This is a genomic window from Ectothiorhodospira shaposhnikovii (assembly GCF_022227765.1).
Classification (GTDB): domain Bacteria; phylum Pseudomonadota; class Gammaproteobacteria; order Ectothiorhodospirales; family Ectothiorhodospiraceae; genus Ectothiorhodospira.
In genome coordinates, this window is sequence record NZ_JAJMLZ010000010.1 from 1 (window position 1) to 24,523 (window position 24,523).

Sequence of the window (24,523 nt, forward strand, 5' to 3'; positions counted from 1 at the left end):
GCCTGGCTCCACACCACTCGGCACGGGTGATCGAGTACATGCAGAGTCATCTGGATCAGCGTGTCACGCTGACCGAGCTCGCGGCGCTGTGTGACTTGTCTCCATGGCACTTTTCCCGGGCCTTTACACACTCCCATGGGGACCCGCCCCATCGTTATCTGACGCGCTTGCGCCTGCAGAGGGCCCGGGAACTGCTGGAAACCACCTCCTTACCCATCTGCGCGGTCGCATCGGCCACAGGCTATTCGCATCAGCAGTTGGTGCGCCATTTTCGCTTGGCCACCGGCATGCCCCCCGGCACCTACCGTCAGCAGTACCGGGACCAGATCTGAGTCCTGGCCCGATCGAGTAGCTGAAACCGCAAGAAGTGAAAAGTGACCGCAAGCAGATGGAAGTCAGTCCATGCCGGCCCGCCTAACCTCAACGACAGGTGGCAATCAAAGGAGGTTTTCATGAATTCGTCCAGCCTATACGAGCGCCTGGGGGGCGAAGACAAGATTCACGCACTGGCGACGACGATCTTTGACCTTCACAGGCAGAACCCCGCCGTGCGCAACCGCTACGTGGACAGTGATCGCGACAAGGTGATCCGGCTGGCAGCAGAGTTCATCTGCGCCGGAACCGGGGGACCGCAGTCGTACACCGGTCTGGACATGGTGAGCGCCCATCGCGGGATGAACATCAGTGAAGAGGAATACGTGGCGGTGGTGGACGACATCGTCCAGGCCATGCAGCAGCACGACATCGGCGAACGTGAACAGCAGGAAATGCTCATGATCCTGTGGTCACTCAAGCCCGAGATCCTGCGTCTTTAAGACTGTTACGTCCCACCCTATCAAAGGTCTTCCATCCCGACCTCAGGGGTGGCCGTTCGAACGATGGACCAAGACCGTGGGCAAAGGACGTATCCAGACAATGATTTCAGGGGAAGGTGCGCCAGCGCGGGCTGGCGGTCGCATTGATTTCAAGGTGGTGCTGTTTTCCCCAGTGCTGTGCCGCGTTGATCTCGCCTTCCAGGTGCAGGCGCTCGCTGAATCCGTGCAAGATGCCTGATAATCCAGCCGCCACCCCCTGGTGATCCGGACTGTCCGAATGCCCGCCGCGATGCCCCCCATCTATTCGTCTATTCGCGCTCGCCACGTTGACTCGTTTCTCGGCGAGCTCCTATATGTCACCCATGACCAGGTGGAGGCCATGACCCTGGGGCAGCGGGTGGCCGTCATGGCCGGGGGTATCCTGCAGCAGGTGGACACCCCGATGGCCCTGTACGACCAGCCCGCCAATCTTTTCGTGGCCCGGTTTCTGGGGAGCCCGCCCATGAACTGCTTTACGGTCCGGCTAAGGGGCGAGTCAGGACGTCGGGAATGGGAGCTGGCCGGGCAGTGGCTGCCCCTACCGAATCCGGGGTGGTGATGACCACGAACGGCAGCCCGCGGTCGCCGTAACGGGTGAACAGAATGTGGGCGGAAGAAGAAACGCGGTTCGGCAACCTGCCGCCCAGGGCGGGCAACATCCTCGAAGCGATCCTCTACCGCGGTGAGCTCCCGCGCGGCGAGGTTGCTGGTCTGCTCGGCACCACCGCGTGACTACATGCAGCGATGAACGGCTTGAATTGCGTTTTTTGGGCGCCCCACTCCCCCGTTTTCTTGTATCGTGTGGCCTTTCTTCGCATCGACCAGAGATTCGGATAACCCCATGACAAACAAGAAGAAGATCACCATTATCGGTGCCGGCTTTTCCGGCATGGCGGCGGCGGCCACCCTGGCCCGGGAAGGGATGGACGTGACCGTGATCGAACGCCACGACATCCCCGGCGGACGGGGGCGACAGTTCTCGGCGCAAGGGTTCACCTTCGACATGGGACCCAGCTGGTACTGGATGCCCGATGTGATCGATGACTTCTTCGCCCGCTTCGACCGTCGGGTGTCGGACTATTTCGAGCTCAAACGGCTGGACCCGTCCTATCGGATCTATTTCGGCAAGGATGATTATGTGGAGATCCCCGCCAGCATGGAAGAAGCAGAAGCCCTGTTCGAGGGCATCGAACCCGGCGCCGGGGCGCAGCTGCGGGCCTTCATGCAGGAGGCCGAGGTGAAGTACACCGTGGGCATCGGCGAGTTCGCCAACAAGCCCTGTCTGTCCATCATGGAGTTCGCCCAGCTGCGGCTGCTCAAGTATCTGTTTTCCATGCACCTGCTGCGCTCCTTCCGCAGCCACATCAGCCGCTACTTCAAGAGTCCCCGCATCCAGCGCATGCTGGAGTTCCCCATCCTGTTCCTGGGGGGGACGGGCCGCACCACCCCGGCCCTGTACAGCATGATGAACTATGGTGATATCAAGCTGGGCACCTGGTATCCCATGGGGGGCATGCACCAGCTGGCCCGGGCCATGCACCGGCTGGCGGAGGAACAGGGGGTGACGTTCCACTTCAGTACCGAGGCCACCCGCATCGACACCCGGGACGGCAAGGCGGTGGCGGTGGAGACGAACCAGGGGCGGTTCGAGGCGGATTTCATCATCGCCTCCGGCGACTATCACCACATGGAACAGGTCCTGCTGCCCCGGGAGGCCCGCACCTACGACCAGGCCTACTGGGACAAGCGGGTGATGTCTCCCTCCTCCCTGATCTTCTACATGGGGGTGAACAGGAAGCTGGAGGGGCTGTTGCACCACACCCTGCTGTTCGACGCGGATTTCGAGGCCCATGCGGCACAGATTTATGAAGATCCCCAGTGGCCCACGGAACCCTCCCTGTACATCAATGTCACTTCCCAGACCGACCCTTCCGTGGCACCGGAAGGCCAGGAAAACCTCATGGTCCTGATCCCGGTGGCCCCGGGGCTGGAGGATACCCAGGCCGTGCGCGATCGTTACTACACCCTCATCATGGACCGCATCGAGGCCATCACCGGCCAGTCCATCCGCGAGCATGTGGTGTATTGCCGCAGTTATGCCCAGAATGACTTCACCGAGGATTATCATGCCTTCAAGGGCAATGCCTACGGCCTGGCCAACACCCTGATGCAGACTGCCTTCCTCAAGCCCCGCATGCAAAGCCGCAAGCTGGATAACCTGTACTTCGCCGGCCAGCTCACCGTGCCGGGACCCGGGGTGCCCCCCACCATCCTGTCCGGGACCATCGCCGCCGGCGAGATCCTGGGCCGTTGCCGGAGCCAGTCATGACCCAGATCGACCACCGACAGACCCGCCGTGACTATAGCCGGGGCAGCCTGCGCCGGGCGGACCTGGCCGCCGATCCCTTCGTGCAACTGGGCCGCTGGCTGGCGGAGGCAGAGGACCAGCCCGATGCCACCGCCATGGCCCTGGCCACGGTGAATGACCACGGTCAGCCCTCCCAGCGCATGGTCCTGCTCAAGCATCTGGATACCCGAGGGCTATGCTGGTATTCCGATACCCGCAGTCAGAAGGGACGGGAGCTGGCCCACAATCCCCGGGCCTGTCTGCTGTTTTTCTGGGCGCCGCTGGAGCGGCAAATTCGGGTGGAGGGGATCGTGGAGCGTCTGACCGAGGCGGAGGCGGAGGCGTATTTCCGCAGCCGTCCGCCGGGCAGCCGACTGGCGGCGGCGGCCTCGCACCAGAGCGCCCCCATCGCCGGTCGGGATGCCCTGGAGGCCCGTCTCAAGGCGGTACAGGAACGTCATCCGGACGGGGACGTGCCCAGGCCGGAGAGCTGGATCGGGTTCAGACTGGTGCCGGAGGCCTTCGAGTTCTGGCAGGGCCGGGATAACCGGCTCCATGACCGGTTCCGCTACCACCGGGATGAGGCGGGCTGGGGGCTGACCCGGCTGATGCCGTAAGCCTCAGTCGGTCAGCACCAGCCGGGTGCCGAAGGGGGGTTCGGCGTCCTGAAAGGCCGCCGTGACCACCCACAGCACGGGCCAGCCGGGCCGAAACCCGGCCGGCCCCTGCAAATCCGTGAGCACCACGCCCATGTCGGGCCGGTAGCGATCCGCGGCCTGCAGCAGAGGCGTGAAGTCCGTGCCCCCGCCGCCTTCGAAGACGATGTCTCGCAGGTTGGATACCCCCGGCTCCAGCTCTTCCACCGCCCGCACCCGGGTATCGCCGATGATCACCACCAGGCGGGATTCCGTGCGCCGGGTGATGGCCTCGATCTCGGTGGCGAAACGGCCCAGCAGGGCCTCGTCGATGGAGCCGGACACGTCCACCACCAGCACCAGACGGGGCACCGAGGCGGCGGTGACCATACCCGGTTCCCAGGGCATGCGTCGCCCTCCCGGTGCCCGCCCCCGATTGGCCAGGTAGGACCGGGAGGGCCGGGACCAGGACACTTCCGGTCGGCGGGCCAGTCCCCGGCTGACCCGGGTACGCAGCACCTGTTCCCAGGGCACCTTCACCCGGGGCAGATCGGCGATGAGGCCCCGCAGCATGGAAAAGTCCCCGTCCCCGGCGTGGGCACGGGTGATGCGCTGCGCCCATTCCCGGCTCTGCTCCGCCACGGTTTCCGGTTTGAGGGCATCCTCGTCGGAGGGCAGCAGATCCCTCAGAATATCCGCCCCCAGTTGACGGGTCCGGGCCGCCCGGGGGCCGTCTTCCATGGCCTGGGCCTGACCGCCCTGCCCTTCCCGGGCGGGTCCCGAGCCGCCGTCACCCTCCCGGGATGTCTGACTGGATTGCCGGGAAGACGAGTCGCTGGGCCGACGGTCGTCGATCTGGCGATAGAGGCGTTCCACGTCCCATTCCAGCAAGGATTTTTCCTCGCTCTGCTGGATCTGCAACACGTCGCCCAATAGGCTGGACAGGGTGACGGAACCCTTGGGCAGGGCCATCCAGGTGAGGTGCCCGAGGCTGCTGTTGACGATGGCGTCGGCGCAGATATTGAAGAGGTCCGGGTCCACGCTGCCCCTCAGTCGGGCGATGGCCTGCATGCGCTGGGGGTGGCGCAGGGCCACGTGCAGCACCTGGTGGGCCACCAGGCCCACCTGCTGGGGATGAGGCAGTCGTTCGAAGGCGGGGCCGTAGACAATGGTATGGCCGTCGTTGGCGACGGTGATGGCCTCCCGGCCATCCGGCAGGTCACGGTGCTGCACCCACAGGGCCAGGCCGCCCGTGGACGGCGCGAACTCCACCAGGGTCTGGATGGCGCGGGTGCCCCGGTGGGTGGGGCCGGTGGTGAAGGCGGGTGTGTTCATTCCCCACGCTGTTCCATGTAGCGCCCGTAGACCGGGCTGCCCAGCACGGCATTCTCCAGCCCCAGGGACAGGGCCCGGTGCATGAGCAGTTCCATGGTGAGGGTCTGGGCTTCGCGGATGGGCAGGGGAACATCGCCGCGGATGTCCGGATACTGCTCCACGATCTCCAGGGCCCGGGCCATGCCGTGCTCCCCCGTCACTGCCGCCAGCAGGCCGTAAATCATGCCGTACAGACCGTCCAGGGTGCGGGGCAGCAGGGCCGCCGTCTCCTTGCCGGGGGCGGCGTCCAGCAGACGGGTGACGTCCACCCCGGCCTGGATTTCCCGCAACACGCCGAAGAATTCCGCCGCGTTGGCGGCACCGATGCGTCCCTGGACAAACAGGCGCTTGGCACTGTCCGACATTCCCGACTTGAGCACGTTGGAAATGTCTTCCCAGCCCCGGGGGCTGGCGCCGATCAGGTAGTCGTTGGCCAGCTGGGTCTGGGTGTCGTCCAGCTTGTCGGCGCGCACCTTGAGGTAGGCCATGACCTCGGGGGCGAATCCCCGCGCCAGGGCATGTTCCAGAAAGGCGTCGATCACCGTCTGCACGTTGAAATGGAACATGCGGTCCGCCAGGGCCGTGCCCATGTCGTGGCTCACGGCGCCGTGGAAGCGGGCGTTACCGGCCGCCACCACCATCCAGCCTTCGGGCAGGAGGTAATGGCCGACACGGCGGTCCAGGATCAGGGAATAGGCGGAGATCTGCAGGCGCTGGTCCGCGGCGGTCAGTTCGTCCAGAAACAGGACGCCTTCGGGCGTATCGGCCTCGGGCAGGAATTCCGGCGGAAACCAGACGGTGCGGGACTGCTGTTCGTCCGCGTAGATGGCGCCGCGAATGTCCACCGGTTCGATGGTGGTCAGGCGCAGGTCCACCAGGGGGACGTCATAATGCCGGGCCAACTGGGCAACGATGGAGGATTTCCCCACCCCCCGGGTCCCCCACAGCATGGAGGCCCTGCGCCGCAGCACCGGATCGGCATATTGCTCGATCAGGGCCTGCTTGGCCGCGGCGATGGAAACTGCGGGGATGTTCATGGGGTTGCCTTGCATGCGTTATATCCGTCCTCGGGGTTGATCGTTTGGGACTGTGCCATATCGGCTCAGGCATCGGTATCCCGGGTCCAGGCGGGCAGGTCCAGGGGTCTGGGCGGGGGCGGGATCTCCAGTACCGGCACCTCCCGCGACCAGCTCCAGAAGACCGCCAGCAGCAGGACCGGGGGAATGCCGGTGGTCCACAGGGGCAAGGGCTCCTCGCGGCCCAGACCCAGCAGGTAAAGCACCGGCACCAGCGCCAGGATGCCCAGTACCCCCTGGACCGGGAGGCTGCGACGAAAGACCACCTGCCAGCGCCGACGCAGGAAGCGGGCATGAAAATCCTCGGGAGGGCGGGAGAAGATCGCCACCAGATGGGAAATGGTCTGGGCAAACTTGTTTTCCGCGTCCTCGGAACGCTCGGGTTCCCGATGGGCCAACTTGATCGTGGACTTCCAGCCGCTGTCGGTGGCCTGCAGGGGACGCCAGGCCCGGCCTCGCACGGCCAGCAGATCGGCGGGCAGGGCCACTTCCCCGGCGGGCGGTTTTTCCAGCACCAGCTTGGCCGGCAGGCCTTCCACCTGGCGGGCGTCCAGGGTCAGGCGTCGACCGGCCACCACAGCCTCTCCGCCCGCAAAGCGCATGGGCCAGATTTCCCCGCCCTGCAGACGGCGCCGCGCCACCCGCCGGACGCGGTAATCCAGGGCCGCCAGCACGCCATCCACCCGCATGAACTGCTGCGCCGGGGCCACCTTGGTGAGCTGCCGGTAGACCCCTTCCACCGTGGGTCCTTCCACCTCCAGCGTGGCCTTGATTCCCGAGGCATGGGTCAGGGTCCGGACCAGGCGGAACTGGTCGGTCTTCGGGTTTTCCAGGGTGAGGGTTTCCGTCAGGGTCAGGCCGGCCAGACCCACCGACGCATGCTCGACGGGCTGGAAGACGAGGGTTCGTGCCTGCCGGTCCGTGGCCGCCAGATCCACCCGGCGGCCATCCCGTGAAAAGGGTGCCACCAATTTGAGAATTTCATGATGGGTCAGTGGGATCACCTTCCCTCCTTCGCCCTGTTCCGGATTTTGCTCCGGTGTTGGATCGGCGCCCACCATCCAGCGCAGCGTGGCGCCGAGGGGCATGGCTTTTCTGACTGTCATAGTACGATATGTTTCCCCATGAATGTGCTGACCCTGCCGTCACTCCCGCTTCAACCTGCCGTCACTCCCGCGAAAGCGGGAGTCCAGAGGTTCTACACGCACTGGATTCCCGCCTGCGCGGGAATGACGGCTGGTCCAAAGGCCGGAATGACAGCTCGGATTCAGGAATCATTTTTTCCAGCATATCCCTAAAGTCGCTCAAGAGACTGCCGCTACAGTCAGCATACCCATCATTCCCGGAGTTCACCGTGGTCAAGATCAACACACCCGTCACGGTCCTTCCCAACACCCCCGACTTCAAGGCCAGAAATCAGGGGATGTCCCAGGCCGGTGGCCGTACCGACAGCGACAGCACCCGCGCACTCTCGAATCTGCAGACCCGTATCCTGGAGGCCCTGGCCAAGCATACGCCCGGGATGAACGCGGCCGGTTTCAAGCAGCTCAAGGCAGAGGATTACACCCCGGACAAGGTGGCCGACCGGATCACCCAGTTCGTGGAAATGGGCCTGGCCAACGCCCGCGCCCGCGGGGCTTCCGAAGAACAGCTTCAGTCCATGTACGACAGCGCCATGAAGGGCGTCGAACGGGGTTTCAGGGAGGCCAGGGAGATCCTGGACGGCCTGAACCTGCTCAACGGCCGCATCGCCGAACAGGTGGACGAAACGCAGCGGCTCACTTTCGAGGGCCTGGCGGCCCTGGCACCCAATGGGCAGGGGCAGTCCCTGTCGTCCCTGACCAATTTGTCGGTGATGCAGCGTTACAGTCGCGCCGAGAGCCTGGAGCTGACCCTGACCACCCGCGAAGGCGACAAGGTGACCATCCAGTTCCAGAGCGCCACCGACATCCAGGCCCGAGGCGGGATGCGCGGCGACGGCAATCAGTCCATGCAATGGCTGGACGTGAGCCGGGCCGAACAGAGCGGCTATCGGTTCTCGGTGCAGGGCGATCTCAATGCCCAGGAACTGGAGGCCATCGAGAACCTGGTGCGGGATGTCAGCAACCTGGCCAATGAGTTCTTCAACGGGGATGTGCAAAAAGCCTTCGAGATGGTCCCCGATCTGCGTTTTGACGGCAGCCAGCTGGCCTCCATGGATCTGAGCATGACCCGGGTGGAGCAGTATTCCGCCGCCGCGCGGTATCAGCAGACCCAGCAGATCGAGGAAGGCGAACGTGCCCGGCCCGGCCTGCGCCTTGGTCAGCTCATGCGGGAGATGCAGGAGCAGTTCAACCGCTCCGTGCTGGCATTCCTGGATCGTCCCCAGGAAGAGGCGGGGCGGATCATGTCCGCGCTGGTGCAGCAGGATGTGCGGTTCCTTGAAGCCGGTGAATCCCAGCAGGCGCGGTTCCGGGAGAATCTGGATCGACTGTTGGGTGCCTTGCCCCGGCAGGAAGTGGATGGGGATGTCTGATCAGAGTTGAAGGCCTATCCGAAATCCGTCATTCCCGCGCAGGCGGGAATCCAGCGCGTGCAGAATCCCCTGGACTCCCGCTTTCGCGGGAGTGACGGGAGGTTGAAGCTGAAGTGACGGAGGGGGAGCAGGGAGTGACGGGCGGGGAAATCGGGAGTGACGAGAGAGGCCGCCGGAGGTTCACGGCCGCCGATTGCGCCCCAGGCCGGACAGTGGATCCACGTCCCGCCAACCCATGAACAGCAGGGTGAACAGTCCACCATGGAAGAACAGCGACGCCACCCCCAGATGCGACAACTGCCAGACCATGGCCGTGGCTCCGGCCATGGCCGCCACCCCCAGGGCATACCCCAACAGATACCGGCGGTCCACGGGCCTCAAAAGTCGCCAGCTCACAAGCGTCAGCGCCCCCAGGGTCAGCACCGTCTTGAGTCCGGCAAACCCCTTCAGCAAAGCCGCCGTGTCGGCGTCAACGGCCCGTGGCGCTGCCGGGTCACCCAGTGCCAGCACCAGCAACACAGCCAGCAGAGCCCCGCCCCAAGGCAGCAGCAGGCGCCCGTGGAGGACGCCGCGAGAGTGTTCGGCGATGATGGATTTCATGACATGCCCTCATCAGCAAATGATGAGGTTGGACCGCGGGCAGCGGGGAAAGTGGCATCGGTAAGGGGATCAGTGGCCGCCTTCCCTGCCCGGCTCCGACATTTGTCGACGCCGCAAATCCTCGTAGTGACGGCCAGCGCAGTAATCAATCTTCCAGAAATACAGCAGGTTGATCAGGCGCCGCAGCAGGCACCAGCGCCTGTCACCTTCGGTGCAGAGGCGATAGGCCTTGCCCGGCAGGGATTCCGGCAGGTCCTGGTGGGATGGTTCAGCCTTCGGGGATTCCGTCATGTCGGGATGGTCCTAGGGACAAGACAGTTGTCGAGCAGGCTACCGCCAGCCCTTTTCCGGGTCAAGATCCGCTCTCTCGCAAAAAGAGGGCTGTGCCTGGTTTTATGGGTGGGGCTTGTGGGAGCGGCCCCTGGCCACGAATGACACAAAGGCTTCCCAAAGGCCCCTCCCACAGGGAACTTGTCAGAGGCCCAGACGCTCCGCCACGAAGTCGGCGTCCTTGTCACCACGGCCGGAGAGGTTGATGAGGAAGCGAGTGCCGGGTTCGGCTTCCCGGGCGGCCTTCATCACCCAGGCCACCGCATGGGCGGATTCCAGGGCGGGAATGATCCCTTCCAGACGGGACAGGCTCATGAAGGCGTCCAGACAGGCCTCGTCATCCTGGGCATGGTATTCAGCGCGGCCGATGTCCTTGAGATAGCTGTGCTCGGGACCCACGGAGGGGTAATCCAGGCCGGAGGCGATGGAATACACCGGCTGCGGCTCACCAGCCTCGTCCTGCAGCATGTAGGAATGGAAACCGTGCATGGTGCCCGGCTTGCCGTAGGTCAGGGTCGCCGCGTGCTCGCCCAGCCCCAGACCGCGGCCGCTGGGCTCCACTCCCACCAGACGCACCCCCAGATCCTTCATGAAACCGGAGAACAGACCCATGGCATTGGAACCCCCGCCCACGCAGGCCACCACATAGTCCGGCAGCTCGCCCTTGAGGGTCAGGAACTGCTCCCGGGCCTCGCGGCCGATGATGGACTGGAAGTCCCGCACCATCATGGGGAAGGGATGCGGCCCCACCACGGAACCGATGGCATAGAAGAAGTTCTGCGGATCCTTCATGTATTCCTCGAAGGCGCTGTCCACGGCGTCCTTGAGGGTGCGGGTGCCGGTTTCCACGCTGATCAGCTTGGCACCCAGGATCTTCATCTTGGTGACGTTGGGGTGTTCCTTCTCGATATCCACGGCACCCATGTGGATCTCGCAGGGCAGGCCCACCAGGGCGCAGGCGGTGGCCATGGCCACGCCATGCTGGCCGGCACCGGTTTCGGCGATCACCTTGGTCTTGCCCATGTGCTTGGCCAGCAGGGCCTCCCCCAGGGCATGGTTGATCTTGTGGGCACCGGTGTGGTTCAGGTCTTCCCGCTTGAGGTAGATCTCGGCCCGGCCACCGCAATGGGCGCTCAGGCGCTTGGCGTGATAAATGGGACTGGGACGACCGACGTAATAGGTATACAGCTCCGCCAGTTCGTTCTGATAGGCCTCGGTCCGGCGGATGGCCAGAAAAGCCTCGGCGATCTCATCCATGATGGCCTTGAGATGGGGAGGCACCGCCTGACCGCCGTAAGGACCAAAACAGCCATTGGCATCGGGGGTGGGCTGTTCGAGCAGGGCTTGCAGATCGGTGGCCGGGGCTTTGTTCATGGATGTCTACTCTCGTTCAAAATCGGCGATGGAGTCAAAACTGGATCAAAGAGGCTGTCAACGACCCGTAATGCTAACCGCCCTGCCCCGACCTGAACAGTGCCGGCTGCCATGGCGGCTTCCCGCCTGAAACCATAATGAAAATACGGCATTTGCTTATCACCAAATCGATTCATGTTATGCTGCGCCGCTACATCACCGTCTGATTGAGCCTGCGCCATGCCGCAACATCGCCCACTGCTCGAAGATGACTTCCAGGACAAGACCCTGGACCCGGCCCAGGAGCGGGCCTGGCAGCATTTGCAGCGCATCCTGGATGCGTTGCAGGCCGCCCCGCCCCGCCCTCCCGCCCGCAGTCATGCCATCACCCGCTGGCTGCGCCGGACACCCGCACCCGCCGAACCCGTGCGCGGCCTCTATCTCTGGGGCGATGTGGGTCGCGGCAAGACCTTCCTGGTGGACCGGTTCTTCGAGGCACTGCCCCTGGAAGACAAGCTGCGGCTGCACTTTCACCGTTTCATGCAGCGGGTCCATGCCGAACTCAAGACCCTCAAGGACCAGCCCGATCCCATCCGCGTCGTCAGCCGCCGACTGGCCACGGCGCGGGTGCTGTGCCTGGACGAATTCTTCGTCTCCGACATCACCGACGCCGTGCTCCTGCATCGCCTGCTGGCGGGGCTGATGGAGAACGGCGTGACCCTGATCACCACCTCCAACATCCCGCCCCGGGAGCTGTACAAGGACGGCCTGCAGCGGGACCTGTTCCTGCCCGCCATCGACATCCTGCAGCGCCATCTGGAGGTGGTCCATCTGGACGGGGCCGTGGACTACCGGTTGCGGGCCCTGGAACAGGCCGAGATCTACCACGCCCCACTGGATGACACCGCCGACGCGCGACTCCACGAGGCCTTCCTGTCCCTGGCGCCGGAACCCGGCACCCTGGGGGGAACACTGACCGTGGAAGGACGGGACATCCCGGTGCAAAGGCTGGCCGACGGCGTGGTCTGGTTCGATTTCAAGGATATCTGCGATGGCCCCCGCAGCCAGCTGGACTACGTGGAAATCGCCCGGGAATTTCACACCGTGCTGATCTCCCGGCTGCCGGTCATGGATGCCGCCATGGAAAATGCCGCACGACGGTTTCTGGCCCTGGTGGACGAGTTCTATGATCGCAAGGTCAAGTTGATCGTCTCGGCCGAGGTCCGACCCGAACAGATCTACCAGGGGCAGCGACTGCGGTTCGAATACCAGCGCTGTGTCAGCCGCCTGCTGGAGATGCAGTCGCGGGCGTACCTGGCCAGCCCGCACCTGCCCTGACGGGGATCATTTGATCCCGGCGGGACATTATTTTAATGTCCCCCCTTATCCGGACTGAACGCAGGGATTCACCGATTGACCGTCCAGCCGGTACTCACCCATAGCGGCCAAGGCGTTTCACCATGCTGATCAAGCATCCTGACGATCATTCCCACCATGCAGAAGTGCTCCACGGACTGATGGAGTCCTATCCCGGGCAGGCGGACGAGATTCATCGGGAACTGCTGCAGGTGCAGCTCCGGGAATCCATCCACATGTTCGCCGAACTGCTGGAAATGCAGATGGACCCCCTGGACGAGAACGTGGTGATCCTGCATGACCTGCGCCTGGAACACGAGGGCCGGTTCGTGGAGTTTGATCACCTGCTCATCAACCGCAACCTGCAGATCACCCTGGTGGACTCCGTCCTCGTCGGCTGCGGTTCCCTGCGGATCACCGCAACCGGTGACAGCCTGATCTGGTCCGAAGAGAACAACCGCTGGCTGACCGCGTACCGGCAACCGTTCCAGGAACTGGAGGAAAAGGCGCAGATCCTGGGGCAGATCCTGGATGCGGGCTGGTGGCCCAAGCGGATGGGCATCCGTCTGGCCCACCCCATCGAAACCTGCCTGGTACTGGACGATCATGACCGGATCGTGCTGGATGACCCGGATGCCTACGCTTCCCGGGTCATCAAGATGGGGGATTTCCTGCCCTGGTACAGCAAACAGCGGATGAAGACGCCCATCACCCAGGGAGCGAAGGCCCTCATGCAACGGGCGGTCAACCGGGTGGATCTGAACAGCCTGGAACGGATCGGCTTCGATCTGGCGGATCGGCACCATGCCGCGCCGCTGGACTATTACGAACGTCTGGGTCTGGATCAGGTGGCGCCGATATCTCCGGACGACCATCCGGCGCCGGAGGAAGAAGAGATGGCAGACATCCCGGCCATCGAGACGCCGGCCATCGAGACGCCGGCCGTCGAACCCGAACCGGAGCCGGAGCCGAAACCCCAACCCAAGACGGCGGCAGGAAAGAAGAACACCGCGCCCGCCGACGAGGATCGCCAGCCCTCATCCCGCATCGCCGCGGCACTGAAGCTGAAGACCCCCGAGTTCCTCGCCGAGATGGAATCCCGGGGCCTGCTGAAAAAGAATCAGAAGGATCAGCTGGAACTGACCCCGGCCGGACGCAAGCTCGGCGGCAAGGTCAAGGGACGCGGCGGCAACCGCTCGTTTTCCTGGCCCAAAGCCGCGGTGGAGGCCCTGTTCCAGAATCCGGAATCAGAGCAAGAAAAACAGACCTGAGACAATCCAGATACCGATGGTACGGGCTCGTTCGGATCATGACCGGTATACTTTCAGTCGGATGCCGCCATAGAGTCCGGTCACATGGACAAGCCCACTGTCCTGATTGTTGATGACGAACCCGTCAATCTGTCCCTGCTGACGGAGTTGCTGCGTGCCGATTATCGCGTCAGAGCGGCCAGCTCGGGGCGCCACGCGCTCAAGGCGGCCGCCTCCAGTCCCTTTCCGGATCTCATCCTGCTGGATGTGATGATGCCGGAGATCGACGGCTACAGTGTCTTGAAAACCCTTCGGGCCCGGCCCGATACCCGGGATATCCCGGTCATCTTTCTCACCGCCCTGAGTGATGCCGTCGACGAGGAACGGGGCCTGGAATGCGGTGCCAACGATTACATCACCAAGCCCATCAAGCCCGCCGTGCTGCGTGCCAGGGTACGCACTCAGCTGGACGTAAAGCGGGCCCGCGATTTTCTGCAGAACAAGAACGACTATCTGGAGGCGGAGATCGCACGCCGGATGCTGGATCACGAAATCGCCCAACAGGTCGGTATCCGCGCCCTGGCACATCTTGCGGAAACCCGTGATCCCGAAACCGGCAACCACATCCTGCGCACCCAGGTCTATGTGAGGCTGCTGGCGGAAAAGCTCGGGGACCATCCCCGTTTCGCGTCCCAACTCACTCCCGCCAACATCGAACTCCTGACCAAGTCGGCGCCCCTGCATGACATCGGCAAGGTGGGCATCCCGGATGCCATCCTGCTCAAACCCGGCCCGCTCACGGAAGATGAATGGCAGATCATGAAGACTCACGCCCGACTGGGCTTTGATGCCATCGAGCGGGCGGAGGCCGACGTGGGAACGCCCGGTTCCCTTTCTCATCCTGGCCAAGGAGATCGCCCGCTGGCACCATGAAAAATGGGACGGCAGCGGTTATCCGGACGGTCTGGCCGGAGATGACATTCCGGTATCGGCCCGGATCATGGCGGTGGCGGACGTCTTCGATGCCATGACCTCGCCCCGGGTCTACAAACCGGCCCTCCCCATGACCGAGGCCCGCGACTTCATCGGCGATGCCCGTGGCCGCCATTTTGATCCCGACGTCACGGATGCCTTCATGGCCGTCTATGATGAGTTCGCGCGCATCGCCCATCGCCATTCCGATGCCGAACCCCCACCTCCATGAACCATGAATCCCTGCTGCTTGAGGCACGCGGAGACCTGTCCTGGGTCATCCTGATCTTCATGGCCATCCTGATGGGCCTTCTGGTGGCCACGGCCACGGCCATGTTGCTGAACCAGCGCCGCCGTCTGCAGCTGGAACGGGCCATCAGCCGGGAAAAGGCAGACAGTCTGGCCGTGGCCGAACAGCACCAGCAGCAGCTCAAAGCCTCGGAGTCCCGCCTGCGGGAGCGGGAAGAATTGCTGCGACAGTTCATCGAGCATGCCCCCGCGGGTCTGGCCATGTTCGACCAGGACATGCGCTATCTGGCCACCAGCCGCCGCTGGCGGGACACCTACGGCCGCGGCGAGCAGGAAATCCCGGGGGCGTATCATTACGACGTCTTCCCCGAGATCAGCGAGGCCTGGAAAGCCGTCCATCGGCGCGGACTGGCCGGCGAGATCGTCCGTGCCGAGGAAGACCGGTTCGAGCACGCCGACGGCACCGTTCAATGGCTGCGCTGGGAAGTACGCCCTTGGCGCCATGACGGCGGCAGCGTCGGCGGCATCATGATCCTGTCGGAGGACATCACCGAACGTCACCATCAGGCCCGGACCCTGCGCCTGCTGGCGCGGCGGGCCGAGGCCCTGCTCGAATTGCCCAAGACGGCCGAGATTCTTGACGAGAATACCTTTCTGCAACACACCCTGACCATCGCGGAGGACCTGACCGAAAGCGGTATCGGTTTCATCCATTTCGTGCATGAGGACGGCGACCGGATTGATCTGGCGGCCTGGTCGGAACAGACCCTGGCCCGGTTCTATCGAACCGAGATCAGACGACATCACGCGTTGAGCCAGGCCGGTCCCTGGGCGGATGCCGTGCGTCGGAAGGCACCGGTGATCATCAACGACTATGCCGGCCACGGAGACAGGGACGGTCTGCCGCAAGGCCATTCCCCCCCGCGACGGATACTGGTCGTGCCGGTGATCGAACAGGACCGCGTGGTCATGCTGGCCGGTGTGGGTAACAAGCCAACCGATTACACCGATACCGACACGGAAACCCTGCGACTGATTGCCGAGCAGGCCTGGCACCGGGTGCAACGCCGGCGATCCGAAAATCACCTGCGCCAGCTTTCCCTGGCCATCGAGCAAAGCCCCGATAGCATCGTCATCACGGATCTACAGGCGCGCATACTGTATGTCAACGAGGCGTTTCTGCAGACCACGGGATACACCCGCGATGAAGTCCTGGGGCAGAACCCGCGCATCCTGCAGTCCGGCAAAACCCCGCCGGACCATTATCAGGACATGTGGCGACATCTGACCCAGGGACAACCCTGGAAGGGGGAGTTTTACAACCAACGCAAGAACGGCACGGAGTACATCGAATTCGGCCATGTCGCCCCGCTTCGACAGCCGGACGGCGGCATCACTCACTATGTCGCGGTCAAGGAAGACATCACCGAAAAGAAACGCACCGCGGCGGAACTCGATCGCCACCGGCACCAGTTGGAAAATCTCGTGGCTGAGCGTACGGCGCAACTGGAGGATGCCCGTCGGCGAGCCGATTCCGCCAATCAGGCCAAGAGCGCCTTCCTGGCCAACATGACCCACGAGATCCGCACCCCGCTCAATGCCATCGTGGGCCTGGTACACCTGTTGCGCACAGGCGACGCCACCCCCGCGCAACGGGAAAAACTGAACAAGGTGGACAGTGCCGCCCATCACCTGCTTTCCATCATCAGCGACATCCTGGACATTTCCAAGATCGAAGCCGGCAAGTTCAGCCTGGATCAACAGGATTTTCACCTCTCCGCCATCCTGGATCATGTGCGCTCGGTGATCTCCGAGACGGCGCGCGCCAAGGGTCTCACCCTGAAGACCGAAACCGACTCGGTACCCGTCTGGCTGCGAGGCGATCCGGCCCGACTGCGTCAGGCGCTGCTCAATCTGGCGGGCAACGCGGTGAAATTCACGGAACAGGGAACGATCACCTTGCGCGCCCGACGGCTATCGAGCCGGGGGGACACGGTTCGGGTCCGCTTCGAGGTGGAAGATACCGGCATTGGGATCGAGGCAAGCCGCCTGGACCTGCTGTTTCAGCCCTTCGAGCAGGCGGATACTTCCATCACCCGAAAATACGGCGGAACCGGCCTTGGCTTGGTGGTCACCCGTCGACTGGCGGAGCTCATGGGGGGAGGCGCCGGCGCCCGCAGCGAACCCGGCAAGGGCAGCCTGTTCTGGTTTGATGTCAGGCTCCATCAAGGTCGTGCCCGCGGTACCGTCGCCGACGATCAGGGAAACGAGAGCATCCCCGCCACGGAGCGTATCAGGCAACATACCGGCAAGCGGGTGCTGCTGGTGGAGGATAATCCCATCAATCAGGAAGTGGCCGCGGAGCTTCTGCACCGGGTCGGCCTTTCGGTGGACAGCGCACGGGATGGGGCTGAGGCCCTGACCATGGCGTCGACGACGGACTATGACCTGATCCTGATGGATGTCCACATGCCCGACATGGATGGCCTGACCGCCACCCGTTGCATCCGTGCCCTGCCCGGCCGCAATGACCACCCCCCCATTCTGGCCATGACCGCCAATGTGTTCGAGGAAGACCGACGCACCGCCCTGGCGGCGGGGATGAATGACTTCATTCCCAAGCCCGTGGACCCGGAGCTGCTTTACCGAACCATCGTGCGATGGCTGGATCCGGACACGCCGGATAACGCCGATGCAGAACCGGAGCAGGTGCGGGATCGTGATCCGATGCATGTGGCTCCCCGGGGACTGGCCACCGCCGCCGGCTACCATGCACGGTATCGGACGCTCATCCCCCGCTTCCTGGAATACCATGGTGAAGACCCTGTACTGTTCAGGGATCTGGCCGGGCGAAGGGACTGGGAGGCATTGAGCCGACGGGCCCATGCCCTCAAGGGGGCGGCCGCCAATCTGGGTGCCGATACCATCGCTGTCATTGCCCGCGAACTGGAACGGCTGGGACGGGACACACAGGACACGAAGATGCTCAACACCCTGTGCGAACAATTGCGGCAGACCCTGGACAGCCTGCGGGCCGGCTTCCCGGCCACCGATGCAGCCCTCTGCCGAGCGGATGCCGAAGACCACGACGCCAAGGCCCTGTCCGCTGAAGAGGGAGAGCGGGTACTGGATCGGATGGAAGCGCTGCTGGACAGTGACGACACCGACATCGTCGATGTCTATGAAGCACACCGTCACTGGCTGCACGGGACACTGGGGACGGAAGTCCAGGCGCTGCGGCGGCACATCGAACACTTCGACTACCCCGCAGCCCTGGCACTTCTCAGACACCTGCGCCGCTAGGCTCAGGCCACGGCGCGGGCCGCATCCCCGCGGGGATCACCACCGGTCAGACGCAGATCAAACCGTTCCTGCAGCACCTGGAACACGTCGGGGGTGATGAAGGCCGGCGGATTCGGCCCCAGGGTGATCCCCTTCACCCCCAGGCTCAACAGGGTCAGCAACACCGCCACCGCCTTCTGCTCGAACCAGCTGATCACCAGGGTCAGCGGCAGTTCGTTGACCCCGCAGTTCATGGCCTGGGCCAGGGCGGTGGCCACCCGGATGGCGCCGTAGGCGTCATTGCACTGCCCCATGTCCAGCAGGCGGGGGAAACCCAGGTGCTCGCCGTAGTCGTGGTCGCGGATGCGGTATTTGCCGCAGCCCAGGGTGAGGATGAAGGTATCCTGGGGCGTGGCCTCGGCATAGTCGCTGAAGTAGTTGCGGCCCTTGGCCGCGCCGTCGCAGCCGCCGATGACGAAGAAGCGACGGATCTGACCGGCCTTGACCGCGTCGAGCAGGGTCTCGGCATGGGCCAGCAGCACACTGTGATGGAAACCCACCACCGACTCACCGGTCACGGCATCGGGGCAAGGCGCGCAGCGCCGGGCGGCCTCGATCACGGCGGAGAAATCGTCACCCTCGATGCACTGTCCCTGGGGCACCGCCGTGGCCCGGGTGGTGAACAGGCGATCCCGATAACTTTCCGGCGGGATCAGCACGCAGTTGGTGGTGGCCAGGATGGCGCCGGGAAACTGGGCAAACTCCCGCTTCTGATCCTGCCAGGCGCCGCCGAAGTTGCCGGCCAGGTTCGGATGTCGATGAAGCTTGGGATACATGTGAGCCGGCAGCATCTCGCCGTGGGTGTAGACCATGATGCCGGTGCCCTCCACCTGCTTGAGCAGGTTCCACAGATCCAGCAGATCATGGCCGGTCACCAGGATGCCGGGGCCGGCCACCGTGCCGTGTCTGACGGTGGCCGGGGCGGGCTGGCCGAAGGTCTCCACATGGCCCCGATCCAGCATCTCCATCACCTTCAGGTTCATCTCGCCGCAGCGCATGCACAGCGCCAGCAGGCTGTCCATGTTGAAGTTGACGTTGGTCATGGTGGCAAACAGGGCTTCCTCCATGAAGGCGGCCACGTCCGGATCGGACTGGCCCAGACGGCGGGCATGGTGGGCATAGGCGGCCATGCCCTTGAGGCCGTAGAGCAGCAACTCCTGCAGGGAGTGCATGTTCTCGTCCTTGCCGCAGGTGCCCGGCGAGCTGACGCAGGCGGTCTGGCGGAAAGTCTGTTCGCACTGGTTGCAATTCATGTCTGCGCTCCTGGAAGGATCTGAAAAGGTGGGCGCAGTATCGGTAACCGGCCGGCGGACCGGCCTTGACTCGCATCAAGGCGAAAACCACCACGTTGCCCCGGCTTCGTCAACAACCGATAGCGTGCGTCAGTTCCCGCTCCCGGCACAGGAGCTGCGCGATGGGTAAATATCTAGCACCCGGGGTGTATGTGGAAGAGGTGCCCTCCGGCGCACGCCCCATCCAGGCGGTGAGCACCAGCACGGCGGGCTTCGTGGGCATCGCACCGATCCGGTCGGCACACCCCCACGAAGCGGTCGGCACCAGCAACTGGACCCAGTTCTTGCGGGAATTCGCCTCCAACGGGGGCGATCACGTCGGCAACCCCCTGGCACAGGCCGTCTATGGTTTTTTTCTCAATGGCGGCAGCCGCTGCTACGTGGTCAACTGCCAGAGCGAGGACCAACTCAGCGGCAGCCATCAGGGCTTGAATGTCCTTGAGACGGTGGACGAGGTGGCCATCGTGGCCGCCCCCGGCATGACCGGGGCATCCGCCTATGATGCCGTCCTGAGCCATTGCGAGCTGATGGAAATCCGTTTCTTTCCCGGCGAGGGCATTCGCGTCTGGGGCGCTCGAACGCTGGCCCCGGCCGCCGGCGAATGGCCGGACGGGTGGACTACGCCGACCTCACCCTGCGCTACGGAATGACCGCTTCCACCCAACTGTGGGAATGGATGGAATCCTCCATTGCCGGCAACGTGGATCGCCGCCATGTCTCGTTGATCAGGGCCGTGGCCTGAGACGGTCAGTCCCCCACTCGCTTGAAGTCCCCCGCCGACGCCAGGGGCGGCGGGGCCATGCGCAGGAACAGGCGGTACAGATCCGCCGCGCTGTCCCCCTGCCCCATGGTCTCCCGCAGCAGGCCCAGCACCAGAAACATGAGGATGGTGCGCTCGGGCAGGTGGCTGAAGCCCTCGTCGCCCAGCCCCTCCACGTACTCGGTCATCAGGGCCTCGGCCCGGGCGAAATCCCGGCTCCAGATCAGCAGCACCAGCAGATCGTAGAGCACCCCCAACTGGGCCGCCTGGTCATACTCGTCCAGGCGGCCCAGCAGTTCATAGGCCTCCAGCAGGGTATCCCGGGCCTGGGGCAGACGATCAGTGGATTTCTGCAGGGCGGCCAGGTCCACCAGGGTATGGAACACCTCCATGTGGGCATGGCCGTATTCCTCCTGTTTCCCTGCCAGCACCTTGAGCAACCAGCCTTCCGCCGCCTCATGATCCCGGGCCTCGAAACAGGCCACCGCCAGATCCCGCTGGATGACCATAAGATTATCGGGGTCCACCCGTCCCGGCTCCGCCGCGAGCTTCAACGCGGACTCCAGATGGATCATGGCCTTGTCGAAGGCACGCTGGTTCATGCACTCCCGCGCCATCTGATGCAGCAGTTCGACGAGCATGGCCGGATCGGGGCCGCGCACCCAGCGCAACCGCCCGAAGGGCTCGTCGGTGTCGCTGGAGGAATTGTCCGTGGTCAGGGAGACCACCCGGGGCCGGTTCTCGTAGAGCCAGGGGTTATCGTGCAGGGTCCAGTAGGGCGCCTTGTAATCCCGGGAAAAGACCGACTCGTCCAAGCCTCGCCGAAACGAGATCAGACTGCGGGCATAGAGGGACTTGAGTTCCCTCTTGCTGGGGATGCGCCAGTCCCGGAATCCGGCATGACCGCTGCTGTTGAAATACTGCAAGCGGATCATGGCCGACTCGGCGGAAAAGACATCGGGACTGCCGTATACCGTGCCGCCGCTCCAGGACTCCCCCACCGAGTGGACGAACCACTGCAGGCCCGTCTTCAGATCCATCACGGTGCCGTCGCCCAGATCGATGAAACGCTCGCCCCGTCCCATCGGGGCTGGAGACAGGGCGTAGGAATACTGATAGGCATAGCGGCGGGCACGACTGGGCCTGGCCGCCGGTTCCGGTGGTTGGAATCCCCGGGCGTAGCGCTGGTTGGCGATCCAGGTGTCGTGCTCCCGGCGCCGCTCCGGATCGGACAGCACCGTATAGGCATCGTTGATGATCTTGGTGATCCGCTCCGCCTTCTCCCGCTGATGCTGATTCTTGTCCGGGTGCCACTTCTGGGACAGGAACTTGTAGGCCCCCCGGATCACCTCGGGACTTGCGTTCTCGGTGACCTGCAGATTTTCGTAATGGGTTCTTAACCGCTTCATGGTTCAGCGCAATCCAATGATGTCCTCCACGTCTTCCGGCCAGGTCAGGGTATAGGCAAAGCGGATCCGGGTCCGGGCATCCGGTTCCAGAGACTGGTGCCAGGCCAGCACCCCCCGCTTGCCGTCCACGTCCCGCTCGCTGGGCGGGGTGGCGCGACTGCCCAGTTCCACCTTGATGCGTTCGTCCCGGGCCACCGGAAGCTGATCCAGCACGGTGATGTCCACCGGCCGAGGATGGGCATTATGCACCGAGATCAGGTAGGCCCGCTCCAGCCGCTGCTGACGCCGGATCAGTCCCTCCTGGCCGCGGCTGTCCCGGTCCAGTTCATAGCGGATGCCGATGCGCTCATCCACGCCGAAGGCCAGGCGCAGGGGACTGCCGGGCTGCAGGGCCGACAGCGGCACCTGGCCCACCAAAGTGCCGTCCTGGAACAGGTTCACCTGTCCGGCAGGCAGCGGCGCTTCGCCCTCGAAGGTGGTTTCCGCAAACAGGTAGGCATGGGGCATCAGCCGGGGCACGGCGCGGGCCGACAGGGTGGCCTCCAGGCGATGCTCCGCCAGGGCATGACGATGAGGCTGATTGTCCGAGGGGATGGTGACCTGCCCCGCGATCCGGTACAGGGCGCTGAACTGCGCCGCCTCCAGGTCGGCCACCTGCTCCCCCGCCTTCATTTCCGGCACCGGTGCCATGGACATCAGGGCATCCATGGCCGCTTCCTGGGCGCGTCGTGCCATGGGCGCCGGTGTCGGCCGGGCCACGTCCACATACCAGGGCTGCAGTTCCGGCAGCCGGCCGCCCAGTTCGGGGCGGGCGGTGGACAGTCGCAGGATCACGTTGTTCCAGTCCTGGCCGGTATTCTGGCTCAATTCCGCCCGCTGCACCAACCGCAGTTCACCGGTGGCGGTATCCAGACGGGCCTCGTAAATGGGACGCCAGCCGGCATGGCGCACCCGGTATTCCAGCCTCAGGACGGCCTCTCCCGCCGCCGGGCTTTGATAATGTACCCGCGCCTCCAGGGTATCCCGGCGGCCCCGTTGCAGGGTCTCCAGTTCGTCACGGATACGCCGGATGTCCGCCTCGACGTCGCGCAGGGACTGTTCGTGGTTCTGGATCGCGCGCAGGATGTCCAGGGCGCCCTCCCCCACCACCCGCCAGGCCCGCGGCCACTGGTCCGGATCAAGGCCCGTCTCCCCCGGCGGCGAGGCCTGCCCCATCCGCTCCACCAGACGCAGCTGGATCTCGCCGGCGCGGATCTCGTCGGTGATGCTCCGCTTGCTGTCTTCCAGCGCCTGCAGTCTTTCCGTCAGGGCCTGCTCGGCGGGGTGGGCCAGATCACGGCCATGCACCACCCGGGTCTCCAGGGTGCCCAGTATCAAGCCGTCGGGCCCCCGGGCGCTGACCCGCAAGCCGGCCGTGTCCAGATCGGCGGGCAGCCGGTCCACGGTGATCACCCCCTGCCCGGCGGACAGGGTGGCCGTGTGCTCCATCACCACGCCGGCCTGGCTGGGGAACACGGTGACTTCCACCACCTGGCCCGCCCAGGCGGTACCGGAGACGGCGGCGAACAGCAGGGACAGCGACATCCTGAAGGGGTACATGATGCAGGGACTCCCGGGAAGCGTTGCAGGGATGACACAATCGGGGATTTAGGCGATACCATATGCCAGATCCGGGTGCGTTGCACCATTACTCACTGATCCGGCCAGGGCAGGCACGGCCACTGGAGTCTTTCATGTCACATTCAATCGCCGTCATCCCCGGTGACGGTATCGGCAATGAAGTCATGCCCGAGGGCCTGCGCGCCCTGGAAGCTGCGGCTCGACGCTTCGGCATCGACCTGAATTACACCCATTTCGACTTCGCCTGCTGCGACTACTACCTGGCCCACGGCCGCATGCTGCCCGAAGACTGGTTCGACCGGCTCAAGGGCTTTGACGCCATCTTCTTCGGTGCGGTGGGCGATCCGGCACGAGTACCGGATCACATCTCCCTGTGGGGTTCCCTGCTGCAGTTCCGCCGCGCCTTCGACCAGTACATCAACCTGCGCCCCTGCAAGCTGCTGCCCGGCATCCGCAGTCCCCTGGCGGGCCGCGGCCCCGGCGACATGGATTTCTACGTGGTACGGGAAAATACCGAAGGCGAATATTCCAGCATCGGCGGCCGCATGTTCGAAGGCACCGAGCGGGAGGTGGTGATCCAGGAAACGGTGATGACCCGGATCGGCATCGACCGGGTATTGCGGTATGCCTTTGAACTGGCGAACCGCCGCCCCCGCCGGAAACTGACTTCCGCCACCAAGTCCAACGGGATTTCCATCACCATGCCCTACTGGGACGAGCGGGTGAAGGCCATGGCCGGGCACTATCCGGAGGTGACGGTGGACCAGTACCACATCGATATCCTCACCGCCAACTTCGTGCTCCACCCCGACTGGTTCGACGTGGTGGTGGCCAGCAACCTGTTCGGCGACATTCTCTCCGACCTGGGACCGGCCTGTGCCGGCACCATCGGCGTGGCCCCGTCGGCCAACATCAATCCCGACGGCACCTTCCCCAGCCTGTTCGAGCCCGTGCACGGCAGTGCCCCGGACATTGCCGGCCGGGGGATCGCCAACCCCATCGGCCAGACCTGGTCGGCGGCGATGATGCTGGAACACCTGGGCCACCAGGCGGCGGCCCAGGCCATCGTGACGGCCTTTGAAGCGGTGCTGACCGAGGGTGATCCCCGGGTGCTGACCCCCGACATCGGCGGACAAGGCAACACCCGCAGCCTGGGCGAAGCAATCGCCGCCCGGATCGGGGGCTGACC

Annotated in this window: 23 protein-coding genes and 1 pseudogene; 14 read left to right on the top strand and 10 right to left on the bottom strand. The window is 64.5% G+C overall.

Features of this window, described 5'->3' with window-relative positions; all coding sequences use genetic code 11:
• Positions 1-332: helix-turn-helix domain-containing protein (locus LQD11_RS13405; RefSeq protein WP_238617996.1), on the top strand; the 332-nt coding region annotated here is incomplete at its 5' end.
• 120 nt (positions 333-452) lie between these two features.
• Positions 453-815 carry a group I truncated hemoglobin gene (locus LQD11_RS13410; protein WP_238617997.1) on the top strand — a complete coding sequence of 121 codons (363 nt, stop codon included), beginning with the start codon at positions 453-455 and terminating at the stop codon, positions 813-815.
• A gap of 106 nt (positions 816-921) precedes the next feature.
• Here LQD11_RS13410 and LQD11_RS15635 read toward each other — a convergent pair whose 3' ends face one another.
• Positions 922-1,044: a hypothetical protein gene (locus LQD11_RS15635; protein WP_276315711.1), complete on the bottom strand. Its 123-nt coding sequence runs from the start codon at positions 1,042-1,044 to the stop codon at positions 922-924.
• 48 nt (positions 1,045-1,092) lie between these two features.
• Between LQD11_RS15635 and LQD11_RS15800 the strand changes: the two genes are divergently transcribed.
• The 4 genes from LQD11_RS15800 (at position 1,093) to pdxH (ending at position 3,818) form a co-directional block, all read left to right on the top strand.
• Positions 1,093-1,413, top strand: a complete 321-nt coding sequence (locus tag LQD11_RS15800; protein WP_338081494.1) for a hypothetical protein — start codon at positions 1,093-1,095, stop codon at positions 1,411-1,413.
• A gap of 44 nt (positions 1,414-1,457) precedes the next feature.
• Entirely contained in the window at positions 1,458-1,586 is a 129-nt protein-coding gene (locus LQD11_RS15640; protein ID WP_276315712.1) for a hypothetical protein, read from the top strand.
• A gap of 109 nt (positions 1,587-1,695) precedes the next feature.
• Positions 1,696-3,183, top strand: coding sequence for a phytoene desaturase family protein (locus LQD11_RS13420; protein WP_238617998.1), 1,488 nt, complete (start codon positions 1,696-1,698; stop codon positions 3,181-3,183).
• Positions 3,180-3,818 carry a pyridoxamine 5'-phosphate oxidase gene (gene pdxH, locus LQD11_RS13425; protein WP_238617999.1) on the top strand — a complete coding sequence of 213 codons (639 nt, stop codon included), beginning with the start codon at positions 3,180-3,182 and terminating at the stop codon, positions 3,816-3,818. Before LQD11_RS13420 ends, pdxH begins: the two co-directional genes overlap by 4 nt.
• A gap of 3 nt (positions 3,819-3,821) precedes the next feature.
• Here the strand turns inward: pdxH and LQD11_RS13430 are convergent, their stop codons facing one another.
• From LQD11_RS13430 to LQD11_RS13440, 3 genes are read right to left on the bottom strand one after another with little or no spacing between them, the layout of a single operon-like run.
• Positions 3,822-5,171 carry a vWA domain-containing protein gene (locus LQD11_RS13430; protein ID WP_238618000.1) on the bottom strand — a complete coding sequence of 450 codons (1,350 nt, stop codon included), beginning with the start codon at positions 5,169-5,171 and terminating at the stop codon, positions 3,822-3,824.
• Complete coding sequence (locus LQD11_RS13435) at positions 5,168-6,262, bottom strand: AAA family ATPase (protein WP_238618001.1); 1,095 nt, start codon at positions 6,260-6,262, stop codon at positions 5,168-5,170. The genes LQD11_RS13430 and LQD11_RS13435 overlap by 4 nt, the downstream gene beginning before the upstream one ends.
• A 50-nt stretch (positions 6,263-6,312) precedes the next feature.
• Positions 6,313-7,392 carry a hypothetical protein gene (locus LQD11_RS13440; protein WP_238618002.1) on the bottom strand — a complete coding sequence of 360 codons (1,080 nt, stop codon included), beginning with the start codon at positions 7,390-7,392 and terminating at the stop codon, positions 6,313-6,315.
• Positions 7,393-7,640: 248 nt separating this feature from the next.
• On the opposite strand from LQD11_RS13440, the gene LQD11_RS13445 reads away from it, so the two are divergent.
• Positions 7,641-8,801, top strand: a complete 1,161-nt coding sequence (locus LQD11_RS13445; protein WP_238618003.1) for a DUF5610 domain-containing protein — start codon at positions 7,641-7,643, stop codon at positions 8,799-8,801.
• A gap of 180 nt (positions 8,802-8,981) precedes the next feature.
• Here the strand turns inward: LQD11_RS13445 and LQD11_RS13450 are convergent, their stop codons facing one another.
• From LQD11_RS13450 to trpB, 3 genes are all read right to left on the bottom strand, one after another.
• Complete coding sequence (locus tag LQD11_RS13450) at positions 8,982-9,401, bottom strand: hypothetical protein (RefSeq protein WP_238618004.1); 420 nt, start codon at positions 9,399-9,401, stop codon at positions 8,982-8,984.
• Between the two features lie 69 nt (positions 9,402-9,470).
• Positions 9,471-9,692 carry a hypothetical protein gene (locus tag LQD11_RS13455; RefSeq protein ID WP_200176364.1) on the bottom strand — a complete coding sequence of 74 codons (222 nt, stop codon included), beginning with the start codon at positions 9,690-9,692 and terminating at the stop codon, positions 9,471-9,473.
• A gap of 183 nt (positions 9,693-9,875) precedes the next feature.
• Positions 9,876-11,105, bottom strand: a complete 1,230-nt coding sequence (gene trpB / locus LQD11_RS13460) for a tryptophan synthase subunit beta (protein ID WP_412851430.1) — start codon at positions 11,103-11,105, stop codon at positions 9,876-9,878.
• 219 nt (positions 11,106-11,324) lie between these two features.
• Between trpB and zapE the strand changes: the two genes are divergently transcribed.
• The 4 genes and pseudogenes from zapE (at position 11,325) to LQD11_RS13480 (ending at position 18,214) form a co-directional block, all read left to right on the top strand.
• Positions 11,325-12,422 carry a cell division protein ZapE gene (zapE, locus tag LQD11_RS13465; protein ID WP_238618005.1) on the top strand — a complete coding sequence of 366 codons (1,098 nt, stop codon included), beginning with the start codon at positions 11,325-11,327 and terminating at the stop codon, positions 12,420-12,422.
• Between the two features lie 122 nt (positions 12,423-12,544).
• Positions 12,545-13,711: a nuclease-related domain-containing protein gene (locus tag LQD11_RS13470; RefSeq protein ID WP_238618006.1), complete on the top strand. Its 1,167-nt coding sequence runs from the start codon at positions 12,545-12,547 to the stop codon at positions 13,709-13,711.
• Between the two features lie 84 nt (positions 13,712-13,795).
• Positions 13,796-14,894 (top strand): annotated as a pseudogene (locus LQD11_RS13475) (HD-GYP domain-containing protein).
• Entirely contained in the window at positions 14,891-18,214 is a 3,324-nt protein-coding gene (locus tag LQD11_RS13480; RefSeq protein WP_238618007.1) for a PAS domain S-box protein, read from the top strand. The pseudogene LQD11_RS13475 and the gene LQD11_RS13480 overlap by 4 nt, the downstream one beginning before the upstream one ends.
• 2 nt (positions 18,215-18,216) lie before the next feature.
• Here the strand turns inward: LQD11_RS13480 and hcp are convergent, their stop codons facing one another.
• Positions 18,217-19,506: a hydroxylamine reductase gene (gene hcp, locus LQD11_RS13485; protein ID WP_238618008.1), complete on the bottom strand. Its 1,290-nt coding sequence runs from the start codon at positions 19,504-19,506 to the stop codon at positions 18,217-18,219.
• Between the two features lie 161 nt (positions 19,507-19,667).
• On the opposite strand from hcp, the gene LQD11_RS13490 reads away from it, so the two are divergent.
• Together LQD11_RS13490 and LQD11_RS13495 are read left to right on the top strand one after the other, a co-directional pair.
• Positions 19,668-20,195: a hypothetical protein gene (locus LQD11_RS13490; RefSeq protein WP_238618009.1), complete on the top strand. Its 528-nt coding sequence runs from the start codon at positions 19,668-19,670 to the stop codon at positions 20,193-20,195.
• A complete protein-coding gene (locus tag LQD11_RS13495) occupies positions 20,147-20,287 on the top strand; it encodes a phage tail protein (RefSeq protein ID WP_238618010.1) in 141 nt (46 codons plus the stop codon). The genes LQD11_RS13490 and LQD11_RS13495 overlap by 49 nt, the downstream gene beginning before the upstream one ends.
• Before the next feature lie 5 nt (positions 20,288-20,292).
• Here the strand turns inward: LQD11_RS13495 and LQD11_RS13500 are convergent, their stop codons facing one another.
• Complete coding sequence (locus LQD11_RS13500; protein ID WP_238618011.1) at positions 20,293-21,714, bottom strand: DnaJ domain-containing protein; 1,422 nt, start codon at positions 21,712-21,714, stop codon at positions 20,293-20,295.
• 3 nt (positions 21,715-21,717) lie between these two features.
• A complete protein-coding gene (locus LQD11_RS13505; RefSeq protein WP_238618012.1) occupies positions 21,718-23,313 on the bottom strand; it encodes a DUF4139 domain-containing protein in 1,596 nt (531 codons plus the stop codon).
• A 134-nt stretch (positions 23,314-23,447) separates the two neighbouring features.
• On the opposite strand from LQD11_RS13505, the gene LQD11_RS13510 reads away from it, so the two are divergent.
• Positions 23,448-24,521, top strand: coding sequence for a tartrate dehydrogenase (locus LQD11_RS13510; RefSeq protein ID WP_238618013.1), 1,074 nt, complete (start codon positions 23,448-23,450; stop codon positions 24,519-24,521).
• Positions 24,522-24,523: the final 2 nt, after the last annotated feature.

Bases quoted from the DNA above. Each gene is read 5' to 3' on its own strand.
- LQD11_RS13410 (WP_238617997.1), top strand. From the start codon at position 453: ATGAATTCGTCCAGCCTATACGAGCGCCTGGGGGGCGAAGACAAGATT.
- LQD11_RS15800 (WP_338081494.1), top strand. From the start codon at position 1,093: ATGCCCGCCGCGATGCCCCCCATCTATTCGTCTATTCGCGCTCGCCAC.
- LQD11_RS15640 (WP_276315712.1), top strand. From the start codon at position 1,458: ATGTGGGCGGAAGAAGAAACGCGGTTCGGCAACCTGCCGCCCAGGGCG.
- LQD11_RS13420 (WP_238617998.1), top strand. From the start codon at position 1,696: ATGACAAACAAGAAGAAGATCACCATTATCGGTGCCGGCTTTTCCGGC.
- pdxH (WP_238617999.1), top strand. From the start codon at position 3,180: ATGACCCAGATCGACCACCGACAGACCCGCCGTGACTATAGCCGGGGC.
- LQD11_RS13430 (WP_238618000.1), bottom strand. From the start codon at position 5,171: ATGAACACACCCGCCTTCACCACCGGCCCCACCCACCGGGGCACCCGC.
- LQD11_RS13435 (WP_238618001.1), bottom strand. From the start codon at position 6,262: ATGCAAGGCAACCCCATGAACATCCCCGCAGTTTCCATCGCCGCGGCC.
- LQD11_RS13440 (WP_238618002.1), bottom strand. From the start codon at position 7,392: ATGACAGTCAGAAAAGCCATGCCCCTCGGCGCCACGCTGCGCTGGATG.
- LQD11_RS13450 (WP_238618004.1), bottom strand. From the start codon at position 9,401: ATGAAATCCATCATCGCCGAACACTCTCGCGGCGTCCTCCACGGGCGC.
- LQD11_RS13455 (WP_200176364.1), bottom strand. From the start codon at position 9,692: ATGACGGAATCCCCGAAGGCTGAACCATCCCACCAGGACCTGCCGGAA.
- trpB (WP_412851430.1), bottom strand. From the start codon at position 11,105: ATGAACAAAGCCCCGGCCACCGATCTGCAAGCCCTGCTCGAACAGCCC.
- zapE (WP_238618005.1), top strand. From the start codon at position 11,325: ATGCCGCAACATCGCCCACTGCTCGAAGATGACTTCCAGGACAAGACC.
- LQD11_RS13470 (WP_238618006.1), top strand. From the start codon at position 12,545: ATGCTGATCAAGCATCCTGACGATCATTCCCACCATGCAGAAGTGCTC.
- LQD11_RS13480 (WP_238618007.1), top strand. From the start codon at position 14,891: ATGAACCATGAATCCCTGCTGCTTGAGGCACGCGGAGACCTGTCCTGG.
- hcp (WP_238618008.1), bottom strand. From the start codon at position 19,506: ATGAATTGCAACCAGTGCGAACAGACTTTCCGCCAGACCGCCTGCGTC.
- LQD11_RS13490 (WP_238618009.1), top strand. From the start codon at position 19,668: ATGGGTAAATATCTAGCACCCGGGGTGTATGTGGAAGAGGTGCCCTCC.
- LQD11_RS13495 (WP_238618010.1), top strand. From the start codon at position 20,147: ATGGCCGGACGGGTGGACTACGCCGACCTCACCCTGCGCTACGGAATG.
- LQD11_RS13500 (WP_238618011.1), bottom strand. From the start codon at position 21,714: ATGAAGCGGTTAAGAACCCATTACGAAAATCTGCAGGTCACCGAGAAC.
- LQD11_RS13505 (WP_238618012.1), bottom strand. From the start codon at position 23,313: ATGTACCCCTTCAGGATGTCGCTGTCCCTGCTGTTCGCCGCCGTCTCC.
- LQD11_RS13510 (WP_238618013.1), top strand. From the start codon at position 23,448: ATGTCACATTCAATCGCCGTCATCCCCGGTGACGGTATCGGCAATGAA.